We start from the raw sequence: 25,567 nt of genomic DNA on the forward strand, positions 1-25,567 counted from the left end.
ATTTGGCACTAAATGCGTGTAGAGAAACGATAACCAGCCCCACGAACCGTTTGAATGAGGCGGTCATGGCCCGACTCTTCGACCGCTTTACGCAGGCGACGGATGTGAACATCGACGGTTCTATCTTCCACATACACATTGGTTCCCCAGACGTTATCGAGCAGCTGTTCGCGGCTGTAAACACGTTCAGGGTGTGTCATAAAGAAGTGTAATAAACGGAATTCCGTTGGCCCCATGTCGAGCACGGTATCGCCAACACTCACCCTGTGGCTCACGGGGTCGAGTAACAATCCTTGTACATCGATGGTTTCTTCGAGGCGGGTCGGTGCGCTACGGCGCAATACGGCCTTGATACGCGCCACCAGCTCCTTGGGTGAAAAAGGTTTAGTGATATAGTCATCGGCGCCCACTTCGAGTCCCTTAACCTTATCTTCCTCTTCACCGCGAGCGGTTAACATAATAATGGGGATCTGACGGGTAAATTCATCCTGCTTGAGGCGTTTGGCCAATTGAATACCACTTCCACCAGGAAACATCCAATCCAACAAAATCAGATCGGGGTAAGGCTCCTTTAGCAGCGCAATGGCCGAATCAAAATCTTCCGCCGCAGAGGTTGTAAACCCATGCTGTTCCATTACAAAAGTCAGCATCTCGCGGATGGCTAACTCGTCTTCTACTATCAATATCCTTGCAGTCATAAGTGATTTTCTGTCAGTGAATGTCAACACGGTTATTATTAGTCATTTTTATTACAGATTTATGAATAAGCGTGCCGCAAAAGCGATATTGTCGCGATAATTGTCATATTAAGTTTATATAACTGTTTGTTTATCGCAATAAAAAAGGAGGCCTAAGCCTCCTTAATTCAACCTTAATGCTGAGATTAGAACTTGTGTTCTAAGCCTACAGCTATGTATTTGTCATCGTCGTTAGACGCTTCCATAGAACGGTTAGTATAGAAAGCAAACACTTTCGTAGGCTTACCTAAGCTGTAGTCCGCACCCACTGACCATGAATCACCTAAGTCTTCCATGTCTTGGTATTGGGCTTTTAACGTCACAGCATTGATATCATAAGCGGCGCTAAACAGGTAACCGTTCACGCTGTCAGTGTTAACAGGTAAAGCGTTTTTGTAGGTTTGTTCCTGTTGTTGATACATACCACCTAAGGTTAAATCAGCGATTTTACCTTGTACCGATGCACGCAGGATTTCATAACCTTTTACGTCAGAATCGTAAGCGATAGCGGCGTAGAAAGGTGATTTTTTCAGTTTAGCGTCACCGTACATAGCGGCTAAGCTGAAACCGTCTTGAGCTTGTTGGTCAGCATCGCCTTCAGCAGCATAAGTTGCACCGAATACGAAACCACCGATTGAAGGTGACAGGTAAGTTGCAGTTTGACCTAAACGGTTTTCACCTTTGAACAGGCTCTTTAAGTCACCTGATAAATCGTTGAACTGGTCAACGTTACCTTGAGAGATCTTTAACAGAGTGTCGTTACGACCAACAGAGAAAGAACCAAATGCACCTTTTAAACCAACGAATTGGTTACGGGCTTTGAAGTTGTCGCTTGTTGCAGCGCCAGTATCAACTTCGTACTCTACTGTGTAGAACGCTTCCAGCGAGCTAGACAGTTCGAAATCACCCTTCACACCAAAACGAGAAGCATTACTTTGAATAGTTGTTGTAGAATCACCTTTCTCATCATTTGATTGAGCGGTAACGTTCAACTTACCATAAACAGTCAGTGGCTCAGCGGCATAAGCAGAAGCCAGAGTTGCAGAAGCTAGCGCAGAAGCAAGTAGAGTTTTACAAAAAACGTTCATCATTTAATCCTTTCGACGTTATGTTCGTCTTGGTTATTGGTTTGGAACGACCGAAAGTTTGCAATGAATCTGTTTCAGTTTTATTTCAATTGTGACAACTTGGGTCAGTCACCACGAAACCGCACTCCCCTTCAAAGATAAAACCGAGACATACCAAGGGTTACAGGCAGATTTTTTTCAATGTTACATTTTGATGAATTCTGCAACCGGGGCAAAATTTAACGATTTAAGGTAGGTTTACCCCGCTGCAACTATGCCGTAAACTGCGACTTTATTTTTCCAATGAGCGCATCTTATGTGGTTTAAAAATCTTACTCTTTACCGTTTCAATAAACCTTTTTCCATCGAGACAGAAGCACTTGAAACCGCACTCGCCGATTTCACATTTTCCCCATGCGGCAGCCAAGACGTCAGCAAATTTGGTTTTTCCAATGCCTTAGGTAAACAAGGCAGCACCTTAGTGCACAGCGCCAATAATCGTCACCTTATCTGTGTCACTAAAGAAGAAAAAATTCTGCCAGGCCAAGTGATTAAAGAATCATTAGAAGAAAAAGTGGCGCTAATTGAAGACGAAGAAAATCGTAAGCTCGCCAAAAAAGAAAAAGATGCGCTGAAAGATGAAATCATCACTAGCCTATTACCACGCGCCTTTTCACGTCGCAGCCAAACTCGCGCGCTGATTTTACCTGAGCTGGAAATGATCCTCGTTGATAGCTCTAGCGCCACTAAAGCCGAAGAATTATTAGCCTTATTACGCAAGGCCTTAGGTAGCTTGCCAGTGATCCCATTAAGCTTTAAAGCGCCAGTTGAATCGAACCTCACTCAATGGTTAAAAGATGGCAGCGCACCATTACCCTTTGAAATGCAAGATGAAGCCGAGTTGAAATCGGCCGCCGATGAAGGCGGTATCGTGCGCTTTAAGCAGCAAGATCTGAAAGAAGATGAAGTACTTGCCCACCTTGAAACCGGCAAAGAAGTGCATAAGCTCGCCCTGCACTTTGGCCAATCAATTGCGCTACTGCTGCAATCCGACGCCAGCGTAAAACGCTTAAAATTCTCCGAAGAATTTAGAGCGGGTAATGATGAGCTAGGTAATGAAGATCCAATGGCGCGTCTCGATGCCGACTTTGCCTTAATGGGCAGTGAGTTAGTCGCGCTGATGCACGCCCTAGTTTCGGCATTAGGCGGCCTTGAAGAGACTCAAGCTTAGACTTAACGCTTAAGCAAGCTTTTAAAGCACAGCCATATTTAGCGAAAGCGCCAAACGAGCTTAAGCTAAATCAAACGAAATAATGTATAAAGGCGCCGCAGTTGAACTTAGCTCACTGCGGCGCCTTTTTAGTATCTATGACTGAAGTCATACATTAGGTGCGATTCGAGGGAGCGATTCAAGTATGCCAACCTTAATTGCCGCCACTCACTCAAATCGCAAACGAATTAGCTTTTCGTCAGCAGCTCACCCTTATTATCGAACGGCCAATCAATGCCAAGCCAGGCTTTGAAGAAGGCTTTTTGCTGCTTAGTCGCCTTTGCATCGCCTTTTAGCGCTAGCTTACCGCTTTGTTTCTCACCTAAGGTTAACGCCACTTGCTTGATTTTGTCGTTGTTAAATAAGGTGATTTCGACTTTATCACCCACTTTAAAGTCTTTGATGCGTTTATCAAAACCTTGTGCCGTGACCTTTAAGCCATTAATCGCGAGGATTTCATCCCCTGCCACGATACCGGCCTGCCACGCGGGGCCATTACGCAAGACTTGAGAAAGCACTAAAGAGCCATGTTCGCTGCTTAAAGTCATGCCCGTAAAAGGCTCAGCTTTAGAGTCTTTACCATAGGACATGACTAAACCAGCCTGAGACAACAGGCTTGAAAACTCAAGACTCAGCGGACTATTCACATGGCTCTGCCACCAGGGGCCATAATCCTTACCCGATAAATCCTTCAGAATTTGCTGCACATCGGCCACAGTGTAACCCTTAGGCACGCGGTAATCCTGATAGAGTTTACGGTGTACATCGCGGTACGAGTGGGCAAGATTCGAGTCGGTCAGCAGGGAGAAATCCAGCGCCAGTGAGGTTAAATAACCTTCAGAGTAAATATTCACACTGTGGTTAATAGCATAATCACCACCCGTGCTGCTCCACTCCCCTAAACTGGCCTCGGCCACAGATTGAATTTCGCGTCCGGGAGTCAGCTCACTCTTCTCAATGCGTTTAGCGAGATCTTCTAAAAACTCCTTAGGCGTCATCACTCCTGCACGCAGCAGTAACTGACCTTGGAAATAACTGGTCGAGCCCTCGGCAATCCACAAAAGTTCGGTCATGTTTTCATGCTGATAATCGTAAGGGACCAACCCCGCTGGACGATAGGCTTTAACGTTCCAGGTATGAATAAACTCATGGGAGGCGGTGCTGATAAAGCGTAGGTAGTCCTTACGCTCGCGAAAACTAAACCGAGGCAGTTGGATGACCGTCGAGTTCAAATGTTCGGTTGCGCCACTCGCGCCGCTAGTGGCGTGCACCATATACACATAACGCTCAAAGGGATAACCATCCCAAATCGCCTTGGCTTGACCACTCAGCGCGGTTAAATCTTTCACCACCTTGTCGGCATCGTAGTTGCCTTCGCCCCACAGCACTAACTCATAATCTTTACCATTAGCGCTAAAGGTTTTGTGGGTGCTCACGCCGGTTTCGATGGGCGAATCAATCAGCACATCATAATTAGGCGCCACAAAGGAATGCGCCGCGTTACCTGACGACATACCCGAATAGCTTTGCCAGTTTTCGGGAACCGTTAATTGTACTGCAACAGCATCGGCTCGAAATTGCGGGCTATACATAAATACGCCACTGGCATCTAAATAGGCGTGGGTAGCATCGATATGACGCACACGTTGACCTAATTCATTGGCATAGAGCTGATAATTCACTGTCACGCTGGTGGGCTTATCGAGGGCAATTTGCCATTCACCGCTGGCGGTGCGTTTCCATGGTAGAGCGTTGCCAAGAGCATCGGTCGCGCTAAATAAACGCACACCGTCGGATAGAGGTAACACTTGGTATTTGCCCGTACGCCACACGGGTAGATTGACATTGAACTCACCCGCTTTAGCCTCGGAGAAAGTCACACTCACCTTCGCAAGGTGATGTTCTGGTTGGCTTAAATCAATTTTGTAATCCACATCGGCAAATACGTTAGCCGACCCTAATACACTTAATACCAAAATAGATAATCTACTGGGTTTCACTCTGACTTCCTTCCGTCTTCTGTTATTATGCTTCTTATATTTTTTCCAAGTATAACAAGTCGATGTAGCATCCTCATTAGGCGCTAACAAAAGCTAACAAAATAAGTTCCTTGACTTAGGGAATATAGGGCCACCTACACATGCATAAACTCATTGTTATTTTCGTGACCTTGTTGATGTCTATTTCTTTTCAAACAAAGGCTACCGATCTTGAGGCCGAAGAAATAGAATTGCGTGAAACGCCGCAGAAGATGTATGACAGACTTAATCAGTCCATCTCTTTTCCTATTGCCTTTAAGAATCGTGAACAATTTGAACGTGCCGCCCAAGAGCAGGGTTACAGCAGTGATGAATTCGAGCATATTCTGCAACTGCTTGCGCGGTTAAATCTCGAGCCGAATGTGAAATCCAAGGTTGGCTTTCAAGACGCCAATAGCCTGATTGAATTACTGGCAAGCATAGCGCAGAGTCCCTTCGAACAAGCCACAGTCGCTATGCTCAAGGGGCGTTATATCGGCCGTACCGAACAAAAATACCAAGAAGCCATCGCATTTTATAATGAGGCGCTGACACGGATTAACGACAGTTATGATGTGGAATCCATGCTGCTAAAGCACACCATTCATGAACATTTAGGCGGATTGCACCTCGTCATCCGCCAAGATGTGCCCGCATTAATGCATTTTCATACCTACCGCGATATCGCCTACAAGCTTAGAAACGACTACCTTATCGCGGCGGCCGAATCGAAACTTGGGCATTATTACAATAAAAATCAACAACTCACTAAGTCATTGCAACACTATAGTGAAGCGATTCGCCTGTCTAATCGCTCCAATTATCCTTCGATGAAAACCCACCTGCAGCTGCAACTGGCGAAGGTCTATCGTGATTTAAAACAATGGGATGAAGCCTTAAAGAATGCCCATGAGGCTGCCGCAGGCTTTAAAAAACTGGGCAACGACACTTATTTATCAAGCTGTATGACGGTCATCGCCATGGTGTATGGTGAACAAGGTGATTGGAACCGCGCCATCGATTACTACCTGAATGCCCAGCAGCTCGACGCCAAACGCGGTAACTACATCGCGCAAGGGCTGAATTTTCACAATCTCGGCCAAGCCTATTCGCACTTACATGATGAGGCGAATGCCCTCAAATATTTGTTGATGGCGAATCAGATATTTCAAGAAAAACAAAGCCATCACTATTTAGTCTATAACGAACTGCTTATCGGTGAGATTGCCCAATCGAAGGAAGATTGGCCGTTAATGATGAACCACGCCGAAAATGCCCTAGCCTTAGCAAGTGATTTACAACTGCAGGACGAGCAAAAATCGGCGCTGACGCAAATCGCCCTGTCAGCGGAAAAGCTCCACGATCAAGCCAAAGTGATTAGCACGCAAAAGCGCATTATCGAATTGAGCGAAGCACTCGAAAGCACCGCAAAAGATCCATCGGTTTCCGCCTCAGTGCTGGCCGAGCAACAACTCAAACTCGAACTCAGTATGTTACAGGGCAAACTGAACGATGCAGTTGAAACCACTAAAAACACCAATAAATTACTCGCCTTTAGTGGCCTGATTACCCTAGTGCTATTAGTCGGGATCATCATCCTTATCAATCAGCGCCGTAAGCACAAACGCCAAAACGCCATGCTGCAACAGTTAAGCCTCGAAGAGCCTTTTACTCACCATCAGGGATATGCCGCGCTATTAAAGGATCTCGCCCAAAACCCAGCGAATGCGCCCACAACCGCCCTCGCCTTAATTGAATTTCGCGAGCATGTCAGTACCGACCTGCATCACGGCCAATATTTTGCCAATGCCATTACGCGCCAATTAACTGGCCATATCACTAATGCATTGTCGATGCCCGTCTATGTGATCCGTCAAGGCTTGTTTGCCGTAAGATTTACCGAGGCAGAAGAACCGCAGCGGGTGTTACAAACACTGAGGGCGCTGCTGGATACCAAAGGCATGGGCTATCATTTTAATTTAGGCTTTATCAGTTTGCCGTTATTAACCAAAGCAGAAATCAAAATTGCCCCTAAATTGCTGTTTGAAACCCTCCAAATGGCCCTCGCAGGCGCGCGCAGTTTAACCAATGACACTTGCCATTATGTGAGCCTAAGAGCTTTAGATTTTGTGCCACCGACACTCTTTGCCGATCCGCTGTTTTTGCATCTCGAAAAAGGGATTGAACGCGGCCTGATAAGAGTCGACACAGATGCAAACAAGGAAGACATTATTTGGCCCTGTTGGGAAAATAACCAAGATCGACATTTATTGGAAAATATTTGATCAATATCGACAATTAATCACTTTGGTATAGGGAAAGCAATTTGCACTCTACCGCCATTGTTATAACATTAGAAGCATACGAGATTGACCGCTAATCTGGACAGAGGACGTCATGCTTTTTAGCCCTACAGAGTTAGGAAAATACTCCGGATGAAGGATTCCAACGCGACAGTGACACAGCTGGCATTGCTTCAGCAAAAACTTCACTCGGCAAAATTGGCCCTCGATGAAGTAAACGAAGATAGGAATGCTAAGTTACAGACACTACTCCAATTTATTGGCCATTTAAGTCTTGCCTGCAAAGGGCAAAATTTAGAACTGGATAATAAACTTGCTAAACTTCGCCATAATTTAAATACCTTTGAGCGAGTCGATGAAGCATTGCCGGAGTTGGTTGATGTTGAACGTCTATTAAAGGGTCAGTACAACCATGTAATGGTGCAACTTGAAGAAAGCCGGACAGGGCTTGCACAGGTGGTCCGCCAGATCCAACGGGTTAACTCGGCGCCCGAAAAACTCAAAAAAGAAGTTAATTACTTTAAGCAGGATCTCTCAAAACCTTTCCACACAGTGTGGGAATATATCCCTAAAGTTAAACAAATCATCGGCTTCTACGATATTATCCTGCAACAACAGTTCAATGAGACGGAAAAGTTAGATGTCTTGCCAAAACACAGACAACTTGCCCATGAACTCGCGCAGATGATTTCGGAAATTGAATTTCGTAAAGATCAACGCGACCAAGTGCTCGTGATTAAAGAGCTGCTGGCATCGGAAGTCGAAATCGACACCTTGCTCGAAGCCTATCAAACCATTTTATCCCTATTGCTCGACAACATCGCCCGCGAAAAATCGGCCTCACAAGAGTTTTTATACGCGCTAAACGATGCCTTAGCCGCTGTGCGTGAAGTGGTGAGTGAATCCTACAATCACAACCAGCGCAGTTTTCAGCTAAAAACCCAGCTCAACCGTGAAATCAATTCGCGTGTGGATAATGTGGGTGAAGCCATTATCGACACCGATGATATTGTCGATCTCAAGGCGCAATTGACCGAACAGCTCAACTCAATCCGCTCCGCCCTCGCCCGCAAAGAAGCCTTAGAGCAGCGTGAACAAGCCTTACTGCGCAAATCGATGGAGACCATGCGCAAAGAGCTTAACGAGCTAAGTAATGAGGCCAACACCTATAAAGAGCGACTCTTCGAGCAACAAAAACTCAATCTATTGGACAGCCTAACCCAATTACCTAACCGTGCCGCCCTCGAAGAGCGCATGGAACTTGAGTATCGTAATTATCAGCGCCACAAAACCCCGCTATGGATTGCGGTGGCAGATATCGACCACTTTAAGAGTATCAATGACAGCTTTGGCCACAGCACGGGCGATAAAACCCTGCAGGTCATCGCCATGGCATTAAAGAACTCTCTACGGGATACCGAGTTTGTCGCCCGCTACGGCGGCGAAGAGTTTGTGCTCATCCTGCCAGATATTGGCGGAGGCGACATTGCTCAACTTTTAAACAGAGTCCGTGAAAAAGTAAAAAATATTCCATTTAAATTTAAAAATCAGAGAATTACAGTTACAGTATCTATAGGGGCTGCGCAGGTTATGGGGAACGAGCTCATACATGAAACCTTCGAGCGCGCCGATGCAGCACTCTACAAAGCAAAACATGAAAGCAGAGACAGGGTTGTGATTGACGTATAACAAAGTCCGCCTATACGTCGCTAGTTATCACTCCTGTCGAGACGAAGGAGTGATAAATGATAGTAAAAGTCAGCCCAAAGGGCAGCATGGATCAGCTTTCACAACTTGAAGTTGATCGCCTCAAAAAAAGCGCCAAGAGCGCCCTATATCAACTGTATCGTAACTGCTCACTCGCCGTACTCGCCGCAGGCCTCAAGACCGACAACTCTAAAGCGCTATTCGAGCAATATCAGAACTTCGATATCAATGTGCTTCAACGTGAACGTGGGGTTAAACTAGAGCTTATCAATCCCCCCGAGCAAGCCTTTGTCGACGGCCAAATTATCACAGGGATCCAAGAACACTTGTTTTCGGTGCTACGGGATATCCTTTATATCAGCGACAAGTACGACACCCTTAAACATATCAATCTCACCAACGCGAGCCACATTACTAACGTAGTGTTCGATATTTTGCGTAATGCCCGCGCCATTGCACCGATGAAAGACCCCAATGTGGTCGTCTGTTGGGGTGGTCACAGTATCAACGCTGTCGAATACCAATACACCCGTGAAGTGGGCTATCAACTTGGTCTAAGGGAATTAGATATTTGCACCGGCTGCGGCCCTGGCGCGATGGAAGGTCCGATGAAGGGCGCCGCCATTGGTCATGCAAAACAACGGATTAAAAACGCCCGTTATATTGGTCTCACTGAGCCCAGTATTATTGCCGCCGAGCCGCCTAACCAAATTGTTAACGAGCTGGTGATTTTACCCGATATCGAAAAACGCCTCGAAGCCTTTGTGCGTCTAGGCCACGGGATTATTATCTTCCCCGGCGGTGCGGGTACCGCCGAAGAGCTACTGTATATTTTGGGTATTTTGCTCAATAAAGAAAATCAAGAAACCCCCTTCCCACTGGTGCTGACTGGCCCAAGTGAGAGTGCGGACTATTTTATTAAAATTGATGAGTTTATCGCAGCCACCTTAGGGCAAGAGGCGCGGCAAAAATATCAAATCATCATAGACAATCCCGCAGAAGTCGCTCGAGTGATGAAACAAGGTATGGAACAAGTGAAAACCCATCGCCGCGCCACAGGTGATGCCTATCAATATCAATGGGGACTGAAGATAGAACCCGAGTTCCAACTACCGTTTATTCCAAGCCATGAAGTAATGGCAAACTTGGATTTGCATTTTCAATCGAATAAAGCGGAGCTAGCCGCCAATTTGCGCAAAGCGTTTTCGGGTATAGTGGCGGGTAATGTAAAATCAGACACTATCAAACAGATAGAACAATTAGGCCCCTTCCACATTAAAGGGGACCCACACTTGATGGAATTGATGGACAATTTGCTGGGGGCCTTTGTCGCCCAACATAGGATGAAACTGCCGGGGAGTGCTTATGTTCCCTGCTATCAAATAGTGAAGTAAACCAATAACCGCCAATGAATAAGTTTTTAATTATCGATGGTCTCAACTTAGTTCGCCGCATTTATGCGGCGATCCCAGATGAGAACGATATGGACAGTTTAACGGACCGCGTGAGCGTTGCCTGTACTAAACTGCTGCGCATTCACCACCCTACCCATGTCGCCATTGTCTGGGATGGTGATGAGATCTCTTGGCGTAAACAGCTTTACCCTGACTATAAAAAGGGCAGAAAACCTATGCCTGAGCCACTGGCCGCGGGCTTGTCAGCACTACAGGAACACCTTAAGAGCTTACCAATCCAATCGATTTATGCCGCCGCCGAGGCCGATGATGTTATTGCCACCCTTGCGATGAAAACCGCCAAGGCTCAAGGTGAAGCCGTTATCGTGTCGACGGACAAGGGCTTTAGTCAGCTCAATCATCCGCGGATCAGCCAGTGGGACCACTTTAATCAGCAATATTTAAATATCGCAGAACTAGAGCAAAAACTGGGGGTTGATCGCAACCAATTTCTTGATTTAATGGCACTTGCTGGAGATAGCGGCAATAAAATCCCCGGTATTGCAGGCATTGGCCCCAAATCGGCCGCCGAATTACTCAGAACCTTCAGAACCTTAGCAACACTGTTTTCCTCTCTATCCAATCTCGGTGCGAAACAAGCCAAGAAACTGGCCGAAGGGCGAGATATGGCTCGCCTAAGCTATAAATTGGCACAGCTACAAACCGATTTACCCTTGAACATCAACCTAAGGGATTTTAGGGTCAACGGCCCCGCCAATACGCAGCAGGCAGAATAATCTATGTTGTTAACACTAAGTTGCAATAAAGCCGTTTACCTTAAGCCATCAAAGGCGTATTTTATTGACTTGCCAGATAACACATTGGATATGCAAAGGGATTAGATTCAATGAAATCAAAAACTTCGGTCATTATTGGTAGCATATTTGCAGCCTATGTCGCCTTCGTTGCTGTTGTGGTGCTCGTATACGAACCCACTCCAGATGAAATGGATTGGGAAGACAGGCAAGTCTATAACAGCCAAAAATTAAATGAGTTAACACTCGGACAGGATATTTCTACCGTTAAGACTTTATTTGGCAAAGCCGACTTTTCAGAGGCGAAATCCATTAAGGATGGCCAGCTACAAGTGCTCTTTTATCGTACTCACCATGAAAAATCCGATGGCGTGACCACCAAAGAAGAATGCACCCCACTGATTTTTAAAGACGATAAACTTGTGGCCTGGGGTGATGATACCTATAAACAGTATCTCGAAGCTGGCACCGATATCGTTAACCGCACCGCCAAAGAAGCTGAAAGCTCAAGCAAAAATTGATTTGGTTCTGATATCGCCATCATCCCTAAGCTAAATATCCAAAGCTTATTAAGCTATCTCCCAAAATGGCGATGCAATATTAATTCATTGCCTTTGATGTTCTATAACTGCTTGAAAGCAATATGACTTTATCGTCAAGAGTGTAGGATGCATTGTCATTTTCCCCTGTGAGACCTCTTGTTATTTCACAAGAAGCATTCATGAAGGCCCTACTAAAACCTAGATGTTTTAGAAAGTCACAATTGCAACAATGACAATCTTTACAACCATTGAACTGTTCATCTGGCTAAAAGCTTTTTTGCCCCAAAGCGAGATAAGTTTGTCGTCAGGTGTGTAGGATGAATTGTCATTGTTTCCCCAGTGACACGCCGTGAATATGTCCCTATAGGCTCGACGGCGACATCCATGTCGCCAACGGTCACAGTTGCAACAATGACAATCTTTACGACCATTGAACTGTTCATTTGGCTAAAAGCTTTTGCCCCATTCCTTGTTTCGGCTCTTTAGCTCAACCGAAAATTCCCACACATGCAGCCATAAATATTCTTATCTATTTGCCTATGTTTGGCCTTACCAGAAATCGACTAACAATGTATAGGTATACAGTCGTATTTAAATTTAGGTATTTTTGTATGATTTTCAGACAAAATCAGTGCACACTTATTCCATCCGAAATAAATAAAACTCTATAAAATCAGGTGAATATAGTAACTGAATTTTAGTTAATAGGTTTGGAAAACGCGCATGCGCGTTTTTCCAGATGGTGTATTTGGCAGAAAGCTGATAAGTTCTTTGCATACAGATAGTTAACTGTGCGCGTTTTTACTGGTCCAACGAGGTAAACGCGCATGCGCACGAATAAAATGTTAGCACGAATAAATTTAAGCACTGATGAAAATAAATAAGGATTATTATGGTAGTACTAGGTATAAATTTGGTAAAGGATGGGCTTCGTTATTGCGTTTTAGAGGGGAATAAAAATGCCCCTAATATCGTCCATTATGAGAAAGTCCAAACAAATAATTTTCCAAATACACAACAGTTAATGAATTGGTATGAGACTACATTTCAAAATTTGATTACTAGATTTACACCGGAAACTATAGGAATAAAAGTATCATTAAATGCAAAAAAAGCTGAAATAGCACCATGGTATTACCCACTTGGGATTTTGCATAATTTATCCTATCGAAATCAAATAAATACTTTTGAGTTTGTTTCCGGTAATTTTACAGCTACAAAATTTGGTATGGATAAAACTGTAAATATTTATGATTACATAGATCAATATTTTGGAGTATTTCAACCTAAATGGGATAAAAATCAAAAATATGCTCTCCTATCTGCGTGGATGTTATTATGAGTGTAGGTCAAGTTGGAAAATATCAACTGTTACGACATTTAGGTAATGGCGCATTTGGAGATGTTTATTTAGCTCACGATCTTGCTCTAGATGCACAGAAAGCAATCAAAATACTTAATGCTCCAGATGCTGCTGATGTAATGAAGAAGCTAGAAGAAGCCCAGATTCTTCATAAATGCATGCATAAAAATATCGTACATATAAATGAAGCAAATGTTTATGATATAAATTCGTCTTCACACGTAATTATTGATATGGAATATTTACCGCTTGGTAGCTTTGAAGATGCCATCAAGAGCAATAGCGTTTCAATTCATACCACATTGCGGCTAATCGTTGATTGTTTGTTCGCTTTGGAACATGCTCATATAAACGGGATACTTCATCGGGATGTAAAACCAGCGAATATTATGCTTTGCGATTTCGGTGCAAAATTGTCTGATTTTGGTCTAGCTACTGTTTTAGGATTGCAGATGGCTGGCTCTCCACGAGGATATACGACCCATTTACCTCCAGAGTATTTTATAAGCCGTCGCACAACGGAACTAACAGATATTTTTGCTGTTGGTGTTACATTGTTTCGCGCTTGTAATTATGTCAGTGATTGGGAAAGTGCTGTCAGAAGTTTTATAAATCCGACAGCTCTTATTCATGCTGGTCAGCTCGTAAGCTCCATTGGGTTCGCTCCGTTTATTCCTATAAAACTCAAGAGAATCATTAATAAAGCTTGCTCACCAAATCCCAGTCAACGATACCAAAGCGCGGCAGAATTTCGACAAGCAATTGAAAAATTATCCCCAAAAATTGATTGGGTACCCGTTGGTCAAAATTCGTTTCAAGGTGTGAGCTGTGGTACTCAAATACCTTTCTCTATATCGCTTGTACCAACAAGGACTGCATTTAATGTTGAAGTGAAAAAGAATAACAGAAAGTTAGGGGGGGATTGCCAGTCATTTAATGATATTGATACTGCCAATAAATACATATTTAATTACGTATCATCGTCTTTGTTTGTGCGATGAATTCGTGCTAACAAGTCGAATCAATTGACAAAAATATATGTCACGAATTTTGGTTCCCAAAATATAGCGCCATATATTTTTGCAACTGTTCTCAGCGTTACCCATAGATTTTTTTATCTGAAACAAACGCGTTTGAGTTAAGGCTTTAACTCGAAAATGTCCCTAAGCATACTTCGTATTTCTTTAAAACTTACAGACTACGCTAATGCTAAACAGGTGAGCCATGGTGATTAGCGAGACGACCATCCGCCCCATGGCCGCTCTTTGGCATCCATGCCACCGCGGCATTCGTGAATCCATTCACATCAGACGGGGCGGTCGAGCATCCAAGGAAGGACTTGAACAACATCCCTGTTTAACGGCCTGTTCGCCATCCATGGCTCTCGTTCATAAGCTTAGAAATCCTAGATTTCTATTCACCGTGTCGTTGAGCAAATACCATGGTTCGCCCTTAAATATGGTCTGCATTCAATAACCAAGCAATGATATTCGTCTTCCAATATTTAACGCTCTTCTTGTCCCAAAGCATGCTTTGTATTTCTTTAAAACTTACAGACTACGCTAATGCTAAACAGGTGAGCCATGGTAATTCCAAGAGTACAAAAGGACTATTTCAATGAGCTAGCTCGCGCCCTTATTGTCATAAAAAAACGCCACCTTTCGGTGGCGTTTTTATAGATAAACCTAAACCAGAGAGTTACTCATCATCGGCTTTATATTCGACATAGGCTTCGCCTTGGCTTAGCCAGGCTGGCGCGGGTTTACCTTTAAGATAATGGTCGAAGTATTCCATCATCCGAATGCTGTAATCGAGCTTATTAGGGTATTTCTTCAGATGATGGGGTTCATCTTCATATTGTAAAAACACCACATCTTTACCCGCACGGCGCATCGCCAGGTACATTTCAACACCTTGCTCCCAAGGTACCGCATCGTCTTTATCGCCAAACATGATCATCAACGGCGTTTGAATGCGATCGGCATAGAATACCGGCGAGTTCTCAATATACTTTTGCGGCGCAGCGAAGAGGCTTTCACCTATGCGGCTTTGGCCGGTTTCGTATTGGAATTGGCGCGCAAGCCCTGTGCCATGGCGAATACCGCTGTAGGCGCTGGTCATGTTGGCCACTGGTGCACCCGCCACCGCGGCTTTAAACATCTTGGTTTGAGTGATGGCAAACGCCGTTTGATAACCGCTCCAAGAGTGTCCTTGTAAACCAATGGCGTTAGCATCGGCAACGCCCATATCGATAAGCTTTTGCACGCCCGAGGTCAGGGCTTGAACCGAACTGGCGCCGGGATAACCGATATCGAAACGAATATCCGGCAAGAATACCGCATAACCGTTATTCACATACCAAGCGAAGTTTGGTCTGTGGTTGACCTTCATTTGCGGGAAGGCATGTAGTCTGTCGGTCATAAAGCGATAGTAGTAAACCAGCACAGGATAACGCTCGCCCGCTTGATAGTTCGTCGGCTTAATCAACACGCCATCGAGCGGCTTGCCATCACCATTGGTCCAATGCACTAATTCGGCTTGGCTCCAATTAAAGGCTTGGCGCTGCTTATCTAAATCGGTTTGCTTCACGGCATTTTGTGGCGCTTGATAGCTTGCGGTGTATAAATCGGGGAACAGATCGAAGCGCTCCTTAGAAAACACTAAGGTATCCGCATCTTTACTGCGACCAAGCACAGTTAATTTATACTCGCCTTCCATCAAGGTCTTAACGCCCGCTTCGCCTAAGGTCGCTTGATAAAAACCATCGGCCTTAGTCTTGTCGCTGTAACCATGCAGCAGCACAGTGGCATTGTAAGCCAGTGTGGTTGGCTCATCGGGATTATCGACTAAACCTTCAACACGATATTGGATTTTTTGAGCGCGTCCCTGCCCCGCGGTTAAGGCAAATCCGCTTTTCGATGCGGTATTAAACTGCCATACATCGTATTTGTCGTAGACGAGGAAACCTGCATCGTCCTTAAGCCAAGGGCCAAAACCATAACCCGGTGCATTGGAAGGATAATCATGGTCCTCGTCGGCAAAACTCACCTTTAAAGACTTGGTCAGATTGGTACGACGCCCTTCGGCAATATCGTATAAATACACATTACCTTGCTGATAATAGGCTACATATTTACCGTCGCCCGATAAGCTAGGATCAGAATCGCTTGGCTGCTGGGTTAACAATGGTAACTTGCGGCCCGTGTTGATATCCACCAAGTAATAATCCTGATAAAAACCCGCCCAAGTGATCATCTTGCGATAGGGTAAGTCAGAGCTTGCCAGCATATAACGTTTATGCTGCGACAGAGTCACATCCGGCACCGTTTTATCGCCAAGCTGCACCACATTATTTGAGCCTAAATGCAGCACGGCTAAGTAAGTACGCTTTTGCTCTTTATCATATTGTTTGATTTCATGGGGTTTAATCCGCGGATCGTCCCCATGCCAAACCTTAAGTCCACGTAGGCCTGTAACTATCTCTTTGTCGTAAAGATCTTTTTCTTCAGCTATTTTCTTCAGGCTGAGCTGCTGGCTCACTTCAGGCACGCGGCCAAAGAAGAGTCGCTCACTGTCTAGGGAGAAGTTTAAACTGGCGTAACGGTTTAACGTCCACTCTTTGGTATTTGGCACAGGGCGAATTTTGCCCGAAGCGATATCGACTAGGCTTAGCTGATAGCTGCGGCCATAGGGTAATTCACTCGCATCCCCTTGAGTAAAGGCCAGCCAGCGACCATTTTTCGACAGTGAAACCGCACCGATTTGCTGAGTTTGAGATTCAAATGCCGTTGATTTTTTGTAGTCTTTCAAATCAATCAGTTGCAGTTGATGTTGTTTCGCCTCGATATCATTGACCGCAACGGCCAAGCGGCGACTGTCTTTATCAAACTGATAGGCGGTCACATGTTCCAGATCCACCCGCTGCGATGGTGAAGACAAATTCACTAAACTCAAACGACGGCCTTGGTCGAACTTATCGACCTTCACCTTCTCGGCTTTGGGCTTATAATCGGCGCCTTCGGTCTTCTCTTTGGCGTCTTTCTTAGCCTCTTCGTCGGCTTCAAACCAAATGGCTAAATGCGCGCCATCGTCGCTAAAGACAAATTCTTTTACCCGTTCAAATTTGGTTTGCGTGCCCGTTTCAGTGTCGAGCAGCACCATATCGGCCTTAAGCTTTTTCTTCGCTTTAGCATCGCTGGTTTCAACGGTGAGTAAACTGGGTTTAACCGCCATCGCTACATAACGGCCTGTGTGACTCACAATAGGATCCGAGCCACCTTCAATTTGGAATGCGTTACCTGTCTGTAGATTCTTAATCAAACCATGGCTATCGCCACGATCCGGTGCCACCTCCACCGCGAGCACTTGACCATTGTCAGCGATAACGGGTTTTTCGAGGGACTCAAACTTCATTATGTCGGTCAGGGTAAGCGGTTTAGTGCTGGTTTCTGCATGGGCATTGGGCAGTATTCCGAGGGATAAAAGCACTAGCGATGTGATAGGTAATAACTTCAATGTCTTCCTCTTTTATGTAGTTGTTAGACTAAAGTAGACTTTTTTAACCATTGGTCCTCCATCATCGTTATAACCCAGTATTTTTACAAGTTATACCCGATAAAAAATCGTGATATTGCTCACTATTTCCTGTGAAGTTTGACCAAAGACGGTTAAAATAATGGGGAGAAAAAACACCAAATTCATAGTCATGTTACCCGGCTAATCCCGGGTCGGACAATTGCAGTAACGACGAACCGTGGAAGGACTTCTCCATGTCAAAAAGAACGATAACCGTAATTCCAGGTGATGGAATTGGCCCAAGTATTATTGATTCAGCCTTAAAAATTCTTGATAAAGCAGGTTGTGATTTTGAATATGAATTTGCCGATGCCGGCTTAACTGCTCTCGAGAAGCAGGGTGAACTACTTCCGCAGCGTACTTTAGAACTGATCGAAAAAAACCGCATCACCCTGAAAGGCCCGCTGACGACACCAGTAGGCGAAGGCTTCACCTCTATCAACGTGACATTACGTAAGAAATTCGGCCTGTACGCTAACGTGCGTCCAGTGTTGTCTTTCAAAGGCACTCAAGCCCGTTATGAAAACATTGATATCATCACAGTGCGTGAAAACACCGAAGGCATGTACTCAGGCCACGGTCAAAAAGTGTCTGAAGACGGCACCACAGCTGAAGCGACCAGTATCGTCACTCGCCAAGGCGCTGAGCAGATCGCGACATTCGCCTACGAACTGGCCCGCAAAGAAAACCGTAAGAAAGTCACTATCGTGCATAAAGCAAACATCATGAAGTCAACTTCAGGCCTGTTCCTGAAAGTGGCCCGTGAAGTGAGCCAACGCTACCCAGACATCAAAACCGAAGAAATGATCGTCGATGCGACTTGCATGAAGCTAGTGATGAACCCAGAAAACTTCGACGTTATCGTGACCACCAACCTGTTTGGTGACATTCTGTCGGATCTGTGTGCTGGTTTAGTTGGCGGTTTAGGTATGGCACCCGGCGCCAACATTGGCCGTGATGCAGCGATTTTCGAAGCGGTTCATGGCAGCGCGCCAGATATCGCTGGTAAAAACCTCGCAAACCCAACCTCTGTGATCTTAGCCTCTATCCAAATGCTGGAATACTTAGGCATGGCTGATAAAGCCGACATGATCCGTAAAGCCGTATCGGCAGTGATTGAAGAAGGCGACCGTACGACTCGCGATTTAGGCGGCACCCACGGCACGACTGACTTCACTCAAGCGGTGCTTGACCGTCTGTCATAATCGCTCTGCGCGAAACAAAAAACGCACCTAGGGGTGCGTTTTTTTATGGCCGCTATATAGTGGGACAGCCAAACAAAAAGCCCCAAACATCACTTGGGGCTTCACTCACGAAAAGAACGGTAAAAAACCGCTGATTAGTTCCAAGCCTGGCTCGGTCTAATCCACAGGTGAACAGTCACTTCATCACGGTCATGGTATAAGTGCTTACACTGCAACTGGAATTCGTTGATGCCGTTTTCCTTGAGGATTTCCTGCATGGTATTCAAAATCGCCATCACTTCTTTATAACGGCTCTTCATCGGCAGTTTGAGGTTGAAAATCGCTTCTTTAAACCAGCCATTGATGGCCCAAGCTTCAATCAACTCAGCCACGCGCGCGGGTTTTTCAACCATGTCACAGACTAACCAATAAATGTTTTTGCGCTGTGGTTCGAAGCGGAAACCATCCTCGCGGAAATGTTTCACTTGTCCGGTTTCCATCAGCTTTTCGTTCATTGGGCCATTATCGACAGCAGAGACCATCATGCCACGACGCACCAGTTGATAAGTCCAACCGCCAGGACAAGCACCTAAGTCCACCGCATTCATGCCGCTGCGAACCCGTTCTTCCTGCTCTTCTTTAGGCACAAACTGCGCGAATGCTTCATCGAGTTTCAGGCTTGAGCGGCTCGGCGCATCGGCAGCCATTTTCAGGCGCGGGATCCCCATAAAATAGGGTGAGCTATTGTTACTGAAGGAATAACCTGCGTAGGCGCGACCTGGACCGATAAAACAGACGTGAATAATCGGACGCTTAGGATTTTCCTGTGCCAGTAAACTGCCGGATTTTTTCAAATGCTGGCGCAAAGGCACGGTAAACTTACGGCAAAATGCCGACAGCTCTTTCGCTTCGTTGGTGTCTGGAGTTTCAACCCTCAGCTCACCCGCTTTACTGACGTCACTGAGCGCCGCCACAATCGGGCTGACACGATCAGACTCGGGTAAATCCGCCAACAGTTCGCTTGCGGCAAACATCTGACGGGCAAAAATCAGTGAATCCAACGGCAATTGCTTCACTAAGGTATCGCCGCCGTCTTCTTCAAAACATTGATATACCACGTAGGCATCGTTGTTGTTGGCCTTAACAAAGCCACCCACATTGAGCTCGGCGGCTCGCTGTTGGATTTCTGCTGCGCATTCTTTCTCATAGCCTGCACGGCAAAATAAAAATAGGTTTTTCATGGAGATCCTTAAGAAATCCAAGCCATAAACATGGCCGACTATCGATTTGGGCGCCAGTATAGCAATTTCAATACACAAAAGCCCGATTTGCTATCGGGCTTTTGTGTGATTGGCAGGGAGAACCAATGGCGCAATGGCTACGCCATACGAGCATTATGACTCGTTACCATCCACCACTTTATGGCGCCATACAGCCGCGGCCAGCAATAACCAACCTAAGAGGAAACAGCCACCGCCCATCGGCGTGATAGGGCCAAACCATTTGCTACCGACCAGCGCCAAACCGTAAAGCGAGCCAGAAAACAGCACAATACCGGCCATAAACAGGTACGCCGCCCAATCCAGCAAACGTGAGGTTAACCACTGCCCAGCAAAGGCCACGGCAATCAGCGCAAAGGTATGATAGAAGTGATATTGCACCCCCAGATTAAACACCTCAATCAGCTCAGGCGGTGCGACAGCCTTGAGTCCATGGGCGCCAAAGGCGCCTAGCGCGACCGCAAAAAATCCGCTTACTGCGGCGAGTAACAACAATCCTTTACGCATTTTTACCTCCAAAAACCAATAGGCTTTACGACAGACGACGCTCAGGCTGTAACGCCTGAGCGCTTTAGGCCACATTAAGAATAAGCATTAGCCAATAAATTTTGCTGATAAATCAACAGCCAATGCAAGGTTAGCCGCTTCGGTCGTGCCTGACGACTTTCTTGGGACAAAACTATGATCCCCATCGGCTAAGTATTCAATTTGAATATCGCGCTTAAGCGGCCAGCTAGGGATTTGCATCTTACCGCCAAACTTATCCCGCTCCCCTTGCAGCACTAATACGGGCACTTGGCAGTCGTTTAGGGGTTCTAACCTAGGTTCACCGCCCTTAAGCGGAATAAAGGGATAACCTAAACAAATGACGCTGTCGATACGGCTCGCTTGCACACTATCGCAGGCCAATAAAGCCGCCATGCGTCCGCCCATGGATTTGCCCATCAAGACCACACGCTTAACCATAGGCTGAGCGTGCGCCACATCGAGCATCTCGCTAAAACGGGCAAGCAACTTTGGCGCTCTGTCAGGGGGGCGCTTTTTACCATCCACGGCATTGGCCTGCATGTAGGGAAAGTTAAAGCGCATCACTTGAAACCCCTTGGCGACAAGACCTGCGGCCATTTGGCACATAAAGTCGGAGTCTCGATTCGCTCCCGCGCCGTGGGCAAATAAAATCAAGGTTTCTGATGGCTCGCCTTCTAACACATAGGCGTTTGAAGCAACATCCTCGTTGACCAAAGGATTATCCGGGCAACAACTCACTGCGTGACTCCTCGGCAAACATATCTAACATCCACTCACGAAACGCGACCACTTTACCGAGCTCGGCATGATTCTGTTGGCAGACGAGGTAATAAGCATCTTTACTCACTAACACTTCTTGGAATGGGCACACCAGTCGCCCCGCCTTAATATCGGGGCGAGCGAGTACGCTATAACCCAAGGCCACACCTTGGCCGTGGGCCGCCGCCTGCAAAACGAGGGAGGAATGACTGAAAATCGGCCCTTGGTTGACGTTGATATCGTGAATGCCACATTGTCTAAACCAAGCCTGCCAATCGTGGCGGCTCATATCGTGCAGCAGGGTGTGGTATTTTAAATCTTCCGGCTTTGATAACGGCTTAGGGCCGTTTAACAGCATGGGCGAACATACAGGGATCAGCACTTCATTGCGGAGTTTATCGGCGCGCAGTCCCGGCCAATTGCCTAAACCATAATAAATGGCGACGTCGACATCGTCGGTTAAGGAGCTGGCCTCTGTGTCAACCGCTTTAATTCGTACGTCAATGTCGGGATTTTTTTCACTAAACTTCGACAGGCGCGGCACCAGCCACTGAATCGCAAAACTGGGCGACATACTCACGGTCAACGAACCAATGGCGCTACGTGCGAGCAGCCTGTCGGTCGCATCCGCCAGTTGAGTGAAGATATCTTTAATATCGAGAAAATAGCTCTGACCTTCTTCGGTCAGCAGCAGCGAACGATTCTTTCGGCGAAATAATTTTAATCCGAGAAAATCTTCCAGCGCCTTAATTTGGTGACTCACCGCAGCCTGAGTCACAAACAATTCTTCAGCCGCTCGAGTAAAGCTCAAATGCCGTGCGGCGGCCTCAAATGCTTTAACCGCATTCAGTGGTGGTAAGCGTCTTGACATAGTGATCTCTATCTCAATTTTTAATTAGTTTTTCTAATCCGTATTGTTACATTTAATCGTTTGTAAAGGCCAGCGTTTTTGATTAAATTTTGCGCCAACGAAACACATGAGTTGGACAATCTCGAACGGGTGATGGGAATGTCTGACAGCAATACTTTGTCAGCCCGGAGGCGACTATGTTCAATTTAAAATCTGCTTTTGCATTAGTGTTAGTCAGCGCACTCAGTGCCAATGTCAGCGCAAATGTTATCGATGCAGAAATTATCATCGACACCAGTGATTTACAGGCCAGCATCAATGCCGAACTGACTGCGACGATGGAAAAAATGCATCAAGAAGCGCTGCAGGATCCTACCTTATTGCTTGCCGATGAAGTGTTACCGGCCCAGCAAGTGGTGAAGACCGAATAAATTGCACTGCTGAGCAGTAAAATAAAAGCCGCATTCCAATGCGGCTTTTTTGTATTCGTTTACCTGCTTATTGGCGCATTAAGGCCCCAATTCATGCGCATTAAGGCCAAAATTGACGTTTGGCCTTCGCACGAGCATTACTGGTTATCGCTTAAGGGCGGTAGACCTTAACATTATGATAACCTTGCTCAATCAGGTATAGCGCCTGTAATTTACTCATCACACCACGCTCACAGTACAACAGGTAAGTCTTCTGCTTATCGAGATCGGCAAACTGAGTCGCTAATTTGAAGAAAGGAATGCGCTTGATTTCCACGCCTTCAATCTCTAGCGGCTTGTTCTCTTCTTCCTCTGGGGCGCGAATATCAATCACCACTTCATTGGTGTCGATAGCAACAACGGTTTCAGTTTCAGTGATACGCGTATTCATTTGTTCTGCTATCTCCCTGATATCAATGACCACGGCCTGCTCAACGATACGGTCAATCAAGTCCTCAGAGAATTTAGTCTCCTCGGCCTCAACCTTGGCCAGTACCGCCTTCACGGTTGGCTTTTGCGAAATCACGCCGCAATATTCAGGCATAGATTTAGCAAAATCTTCGGTACCGATACGGCGACATTCGTTGATGATGTCCTGCTTGTCCATGGCGATCAGCGGGCGCAGGATCAGCATATCGGTGCAGCGGTCAATGACGTTTAAATTGGTTAAAGTTTGGCTCGATACTTGGCCTAAACTCTCACCTGTCACAATCGCCTGAATGCCCATACGCTCGGCAATACGCGCCGCGGTGCGCATCATCATACGCTTGAGCACCACGCCCATTTGACCGTTGTCGATTTTCTCTAAAATCTCGGCCACCACAGGCTCGAACGGCACAGATACAAACTTCACCTTGTGGGATTCACCATAGGTTTTCCACAAATGGTAAGCGACTTGTTTCACGCCAATTTCATGCTGCGCACCGCCGAGGTTGAAGAAACAGTAATGGGTACGAGCGCCCTTCTTAATAAATTGGTAGCTCGACACGCCTGAGTCAAAACCGCCCGAAATCAAAGACAACACATCTTCCTGTGTCGCCATTGGGAAGCCGCCTAAGCCTTCGATACGCTTAGTCACCATATACAGTTTATCGCCCTCGATTTCGAGGTTAACTGTCACTTCTGGGTTCTTTAAACGCACGCCAATCGCATCGGTAAACTGGTTTAAACCACCACCGACATAACGCTCGACTTCGATAGAGTTAAAATCGTGGGAGCCAGTACGTTTGACGCGCACACAGAAGGTTTTACCGGCAATTTGGTCACGGTAAACGGGTAAGACTTGCTGGTAGATATCGTCGACTGAGGTAAAGCTGTATTCATCCACTTGCACCACATGGGCGATCCCAGGAATACAGGCTAAACGCTCACCAAAGGCCTGAGCTAATTCAGGTTTATCATTTGGCACCTTTACCCAAATACGGTCCCATTGACGTTGCACTTTGGCATCTTCATCAACTTTTTTGAGCACGTTACGGATGTTGGTTTCAAGCATTTTGGTGAAGCGCATGCGCACGGGCTTGCTCTTCATCATGATTTCTGGGTACAGCTTTACAATAAACTTCATGGGATTTCCGCGGGCAATTTTGTAAACAGCAAAATTGGTTAAAAGAATAATCGCCGGATTATAACAAACTCACGGCGATTGGCGCACCTGTTTCAACACTCGGGCTGCTCGTGGCGTGCGCTTATGCACAGTTGAACTTATAGTCAAAAAATCACAAATAAAAAAGCCGTGAGCAAGTCACGGCGTTTTTATCGAATCACAGGTTTGGATTAAGAGCTATTTACCTACTTGAATTTCTTCGGATTCTTTGGCTTTACCCTGTTCAATGGCAATCTCAACACGACGATTTCGTGCGCGGTTTTCAGGTGAGTCATTAGGCACGATTGGATTATTCGACGCCATACCGACCACTTTCATCCGCTTAGGATCGAAGCCCTTCACTTGCAGCAGCACATCTGCCACCGCCACAGCGCGTTTGCTGGAGAGATCCCAGTTCGAGCTATAAAGCTCATCGCTTATCTGCATATCATCGGTGTAACCCGATACCGTGATGATCCCCGGCACATCTTTTAGCAATTCACCGACCGAGCGCACCACGGGTTTAAATCGCGGCTGCAGGAAGCCAGATCCTGAGGCAAATGAGCCCTTCTCACGGATACGGATAATGATTTGCTGCCCAAGTGACTCAATTTCGATCGCCCCATCGGTGATCTCATTATTGAGTTCCTGTGCCATTTTCTTCACTTGCTGATTGATTTTATCCTGCGCCGCTGCGGCTTCGGCTTTTACCGCATCCGCCGTTTCTTGCGCCGTCGCCGAGGCTTCACCGCCCCGCTGCGAACCATTTTGCTGCTGCACACCACCCGCGCTATCGTCTTCGCCCGCTTGATAATCCAAAACGGGTTCAGTCATTTCATTGGTTTGTTGGTTAATGATTTCAATCGGCGTGGGATCGGGGCGGCCAGGACGAAACTCCAAAGCAATCACAGACGTCCCCTTAGGAATATCTTTGACTTCGACCTTATTTTGCACCCCGAAGGCATACTTCATCGAGCCTGCAATCTGCTTAAACTTCATCACGTCCATTTCGGAGAATGACAGCAGCAGCACGAAGAAACACATCAAGAGGGACATCAAATCGGCAAATGTTGCCAACCAGAGCGGCGCTCCGGGCGGTGGACAGTTGCACTTAGCCATG

At 46.1% G+C, this 25,567-nt stretch carries 20 protein-coding genes; 10 read left to right on the forward strand and 10 right to left on the reverse strand.

The genetic code is table 11. From position 1 onward, the window contains the following. Positions 1-8 precede the first annotated feature (8 nt). A complete protein-coding gene (gene phoB, locus SHEWMR4_RS14230) occupies positions 9-698 on the reverse strand; it encodes a phosphate regulon transcriptional regulator PhoB (protein ID WP_011623460.1) in 690 nt (229 codons plus the stop codon). A gap of 185 nt (positions 699-883) precedes the next feature. Then, the gene (locus SHEWMR4_RS14235; RefSeq protein WP_011623461.1) at positions 884-1,828 is read right to left on the reverse strand and encodes a porin; all 945 of its coding nucleotides are present in this window, start codon (positions 1,826-1,828) and stop codon (positions 884-886) included. A gap of 292 nt (positions 1,829-2,120) precedes the next feature. Between SHEWMR4_RS14235 and rdgC the strand changes: the two genes are divergently transcribed. After that, positions 2,121-3,035 (forward strand): recombination-associated protein RdgC, encoded by a 915-nt coding sequence (gene rdgC / locus SHEWMR4_RS14240; RefSeq protein WP_011623462.1) that lies wholly within the window; start codon positions 2,121-2,123, stop codon positions 3,033-3,035. A gap of 227 nt (positions 3,036-3,262) precedes the next feature. On the opposite strand, the gene SHEWMR4_RS14245 is transcribed toward rdgC, so the two are convergent. Beyond that, positions 3,263-5,074 (reverse strand): M61 family metallopeptidase, encoded by a 1,812-nt coding sequence (locus SHEWMR4_RS14245; protein WP_011623463.1) that lies wholly within the window; start codon positions 5,072-5,074, stop codon positions 3,263-3,265. 140 nt (positions 5,075-5,214) lie between these two features. Between SHEWMR4_RS14245 and SHEWMR4_RS14250 the strand changes: the two genes are divergently transcribed. From SHEWMR4_RS14250 to SHEWMR4_RS14285, 7 genes are all read left to right on the forward strand, one after another. Next, positions 5,215-7,377, forward strand: a complete 2,163-nt coding sequence (locus SHEWMR4_RS14250) for a tetratricopeptide repeat protein (protein WP_011623464.1) — start codon at positions 5,215-5,217, stop codon at positions 7,375-7,377. Positions 7,378-7,527: 150 nt separating this feature from the next. Further along, entirely contained in the window at positions 7,528-9,084 is a 1,557-nt protein-coding gene (locus tag SHEWMR4_RS14255; RefSeq protein WP_011623465.1) for a GGDEF domain-containing protein, read from the forward strand. Positions 9,085-9,140: 56 nt separating this feature from the next. Further along, positions 9,141-10,496, forward strand: a complete 1,356-nt coding sequence (gene ppnN, locus SHEWMR4_RS14260) for a nucleotide 5'-monophosphate nucleosidase PpnN (protein WP_011623466.1) — start codon at positions 9,141-9,143, stop codon at positions 10,494-10,496. 14 nt (positions 10,497-10,510) lie between these two features. Further along, positions 10,511-11,293 (forward strand): flap endonuclease Xni, encoded by a 783-nt coding sequence (xni, locus tag SHEWMR4_RS14265; protein WP_011623467.1) that lies wholly within the window; start codon positions 10,511-10,513, stop codon positions 11,291-11,293. A 110-nt stretch (positions 11,294-11,403) separates the two neighbouring features. Then, positions 11,404-11,832 (forward strand): DUF3192 domain-containing protein, encoded by a 429-nt coding sequence (locus SHEWMR4_RS14270; protein ID WP_011623468.1) that lies wholly within the window; start codon positions 11,404-11,406, stop codon positions 11,830-11,832. Between the two features lie 913 nt (positions 11,833-12,745). Beyond that, positions 12,746-13,195, forward strand: a complete 450-nt coding sequence (locus SHEWMR4_RS14280; protein ID WP_041408823.1) for a hypothetical protein — start codon at positions 12,746-12,748, stop codon at positions 13,193-13,195. Further along, entirely contained in the window at positions 13,192-14,217 is a 1,026-nt protein-coding gene (locus tag SHEWMR4_RS14285) for a serine/threonine protein kinase (protein WP_041408825.1), read from the forward strand. The genes SHEWMR4_RS14280 and SHEWMR4_RS14285 overlap by 4 nt, the downstream gene beginning before the upstream one ends. 697 nt (positions 14,218-14,914) lie before the next feature. Here SHEWMR4_RS14285 and SHEWMR4_RS14290 read toward each other — a convergent pair. Beyond that, on the reverse strand, positions 14,915-17,731 hold the full coding sequence (locus SHEWMR4_RS14290) for a prolyl oligopeptidase family serine peptidase (RefSeq protein WP_011623470.1): 2,817 nt from the start codon (positions 17,729-17,731) through the stop codon (positions 14,915-14,917). A 254-nt stretch (positions 17,732-17,985) separates the two neighbouring features. Between SHEWMR4_RS14290 and SHEWMR4_RS14295 the strand changes: the two genes are divergently transcribed. Next, the gene (locus SHEWMR4_RS14295; protein ID WP_011623471.1) at positions 17,986-18,996 is read left to right on the forward strand and encodes an isocitrate dehydrogenase; all 1,011 of its coding nucleotides are present in this window, start codon (positions 17,986-17,988) and stop codon (positions 18,994-18,996) included. Positions 18,997-19,130: 134 nt separating this feature from the next. Here SHEWMR4_RS14295 and rlmM read toward each other — a convergent pair whose 3' ends face one another. From rlmM to SHEWMR4_RS14315, 4 genes are all read right to left on the reverse strand, one after another. Next, positions 19,131-20,216 (reverse strand): 23S rRNA (cytidine(2498)-2'-O)-methyltransferase RlmM, encoded by a 1,086-nt coding sequence (gene rlmM / locus SHEWMR4_RS14300; RefSeq protein ID WP_011623472.1) that lies wholly within the window; start codon positions 20,214-20,216, stop codon positions 19,131-19,133. A 153-nt stretch (positions 20,217-20,369) separates the two neighbouring features. Further along, positions 20,370-20,762: a DUF423 domain-containing protein gene (locus tag SHEWMR4_RS14305; protein ID WP_011623473.1), complete on the reverse strand. Its 393-nt coding sequence runs from the start codon at positions 20,760-20,762 to the stop codon at positions 20,370-20,372. Positions 20,763-20,849: 87 nt separating this feature from the next. After that, on the reverse strand, positions 20,850-21,521 hold the full coding sequence (locus SHEWMR4_RS14310; RefSeq protein WP_011623474.1) for an alpha/beta fold hydrolase: 672 nt from the start codon (positions 21,519-21,521) through the stop codon (positions 20,850-20,852). Next, on the reverse strand, positions 21,502-22,413 hold the full coding sequence (locus SHEWMR4_RS14315) for a transcriptional regulator GcvA (RefSeq protein ID WP_011623475.1): 912 nt from the start codon (positions 22,411-22,413) through the stop codon (positions 21,502-21,504). The genes SHEWMR4_RS14310 and SHEWMR4_RS14315 overlap by 20 nt, the downstream gene beginning before the upstream one ends. Positions 22,414-22,589: 176 nt before the next feature. Between SHEWMR4_RS14315 and SHEWMR4_RS14320 the strand changes: the two genes are divergently transcribed. Continuing rightward, a complete protein-coding gene (locus SHEWMR4_RS14320; RefSeq protein ID WP_011623476.1) occupies positions 22,590-22,823 on the forward strand; it encodes a hypothetical protein in 234 nt (77 codons plus the stop codon). A gap of 151 nt (positions 22,824-22,974) precedes the next feature. On the opposite strand, the gene thiI is transcribed toward SHEWMR4_RS14320, so the two are convergent. After that, positions 22,975-24,429: a tRNA uracil 4-sulfurtransferase ThiI gene (gene thiI / locus SHEWMR4_RS14325; RefSeq protein WP_011623477.1), complete on the reverse strand. Its 1,455-nt coding sequence runs from the start codon at positions 24,427-24,429 to the stop codon at positions 22,975-22,977. 216 nt (positions 24,430-24,645) lie between these two features. Further along, positions 24,646-25,566 carry a flagellar motor protein MotB gene (locus SHEWMR4_RS14330; RefSeq protein WP_011623478.1) on the reverse strand — a complete coding sequence of 307 codons (921 nt, stop codon included), beginning with the start codon at positions 25,564-25,566 and terminating at the stop codon, positions 24,646-24,648. Between the last annotated feature and the right edge of the window lies 1 nt (position 25,567).

This window comes from Shewanella sp. MR-4 (genome assembly GCF_000014685.1).
Lineage (GTDB): Bacteria > Pseudomonadota > Gammaproteobacteria > Enterobacterales > Shewanellaceae > Shewanella.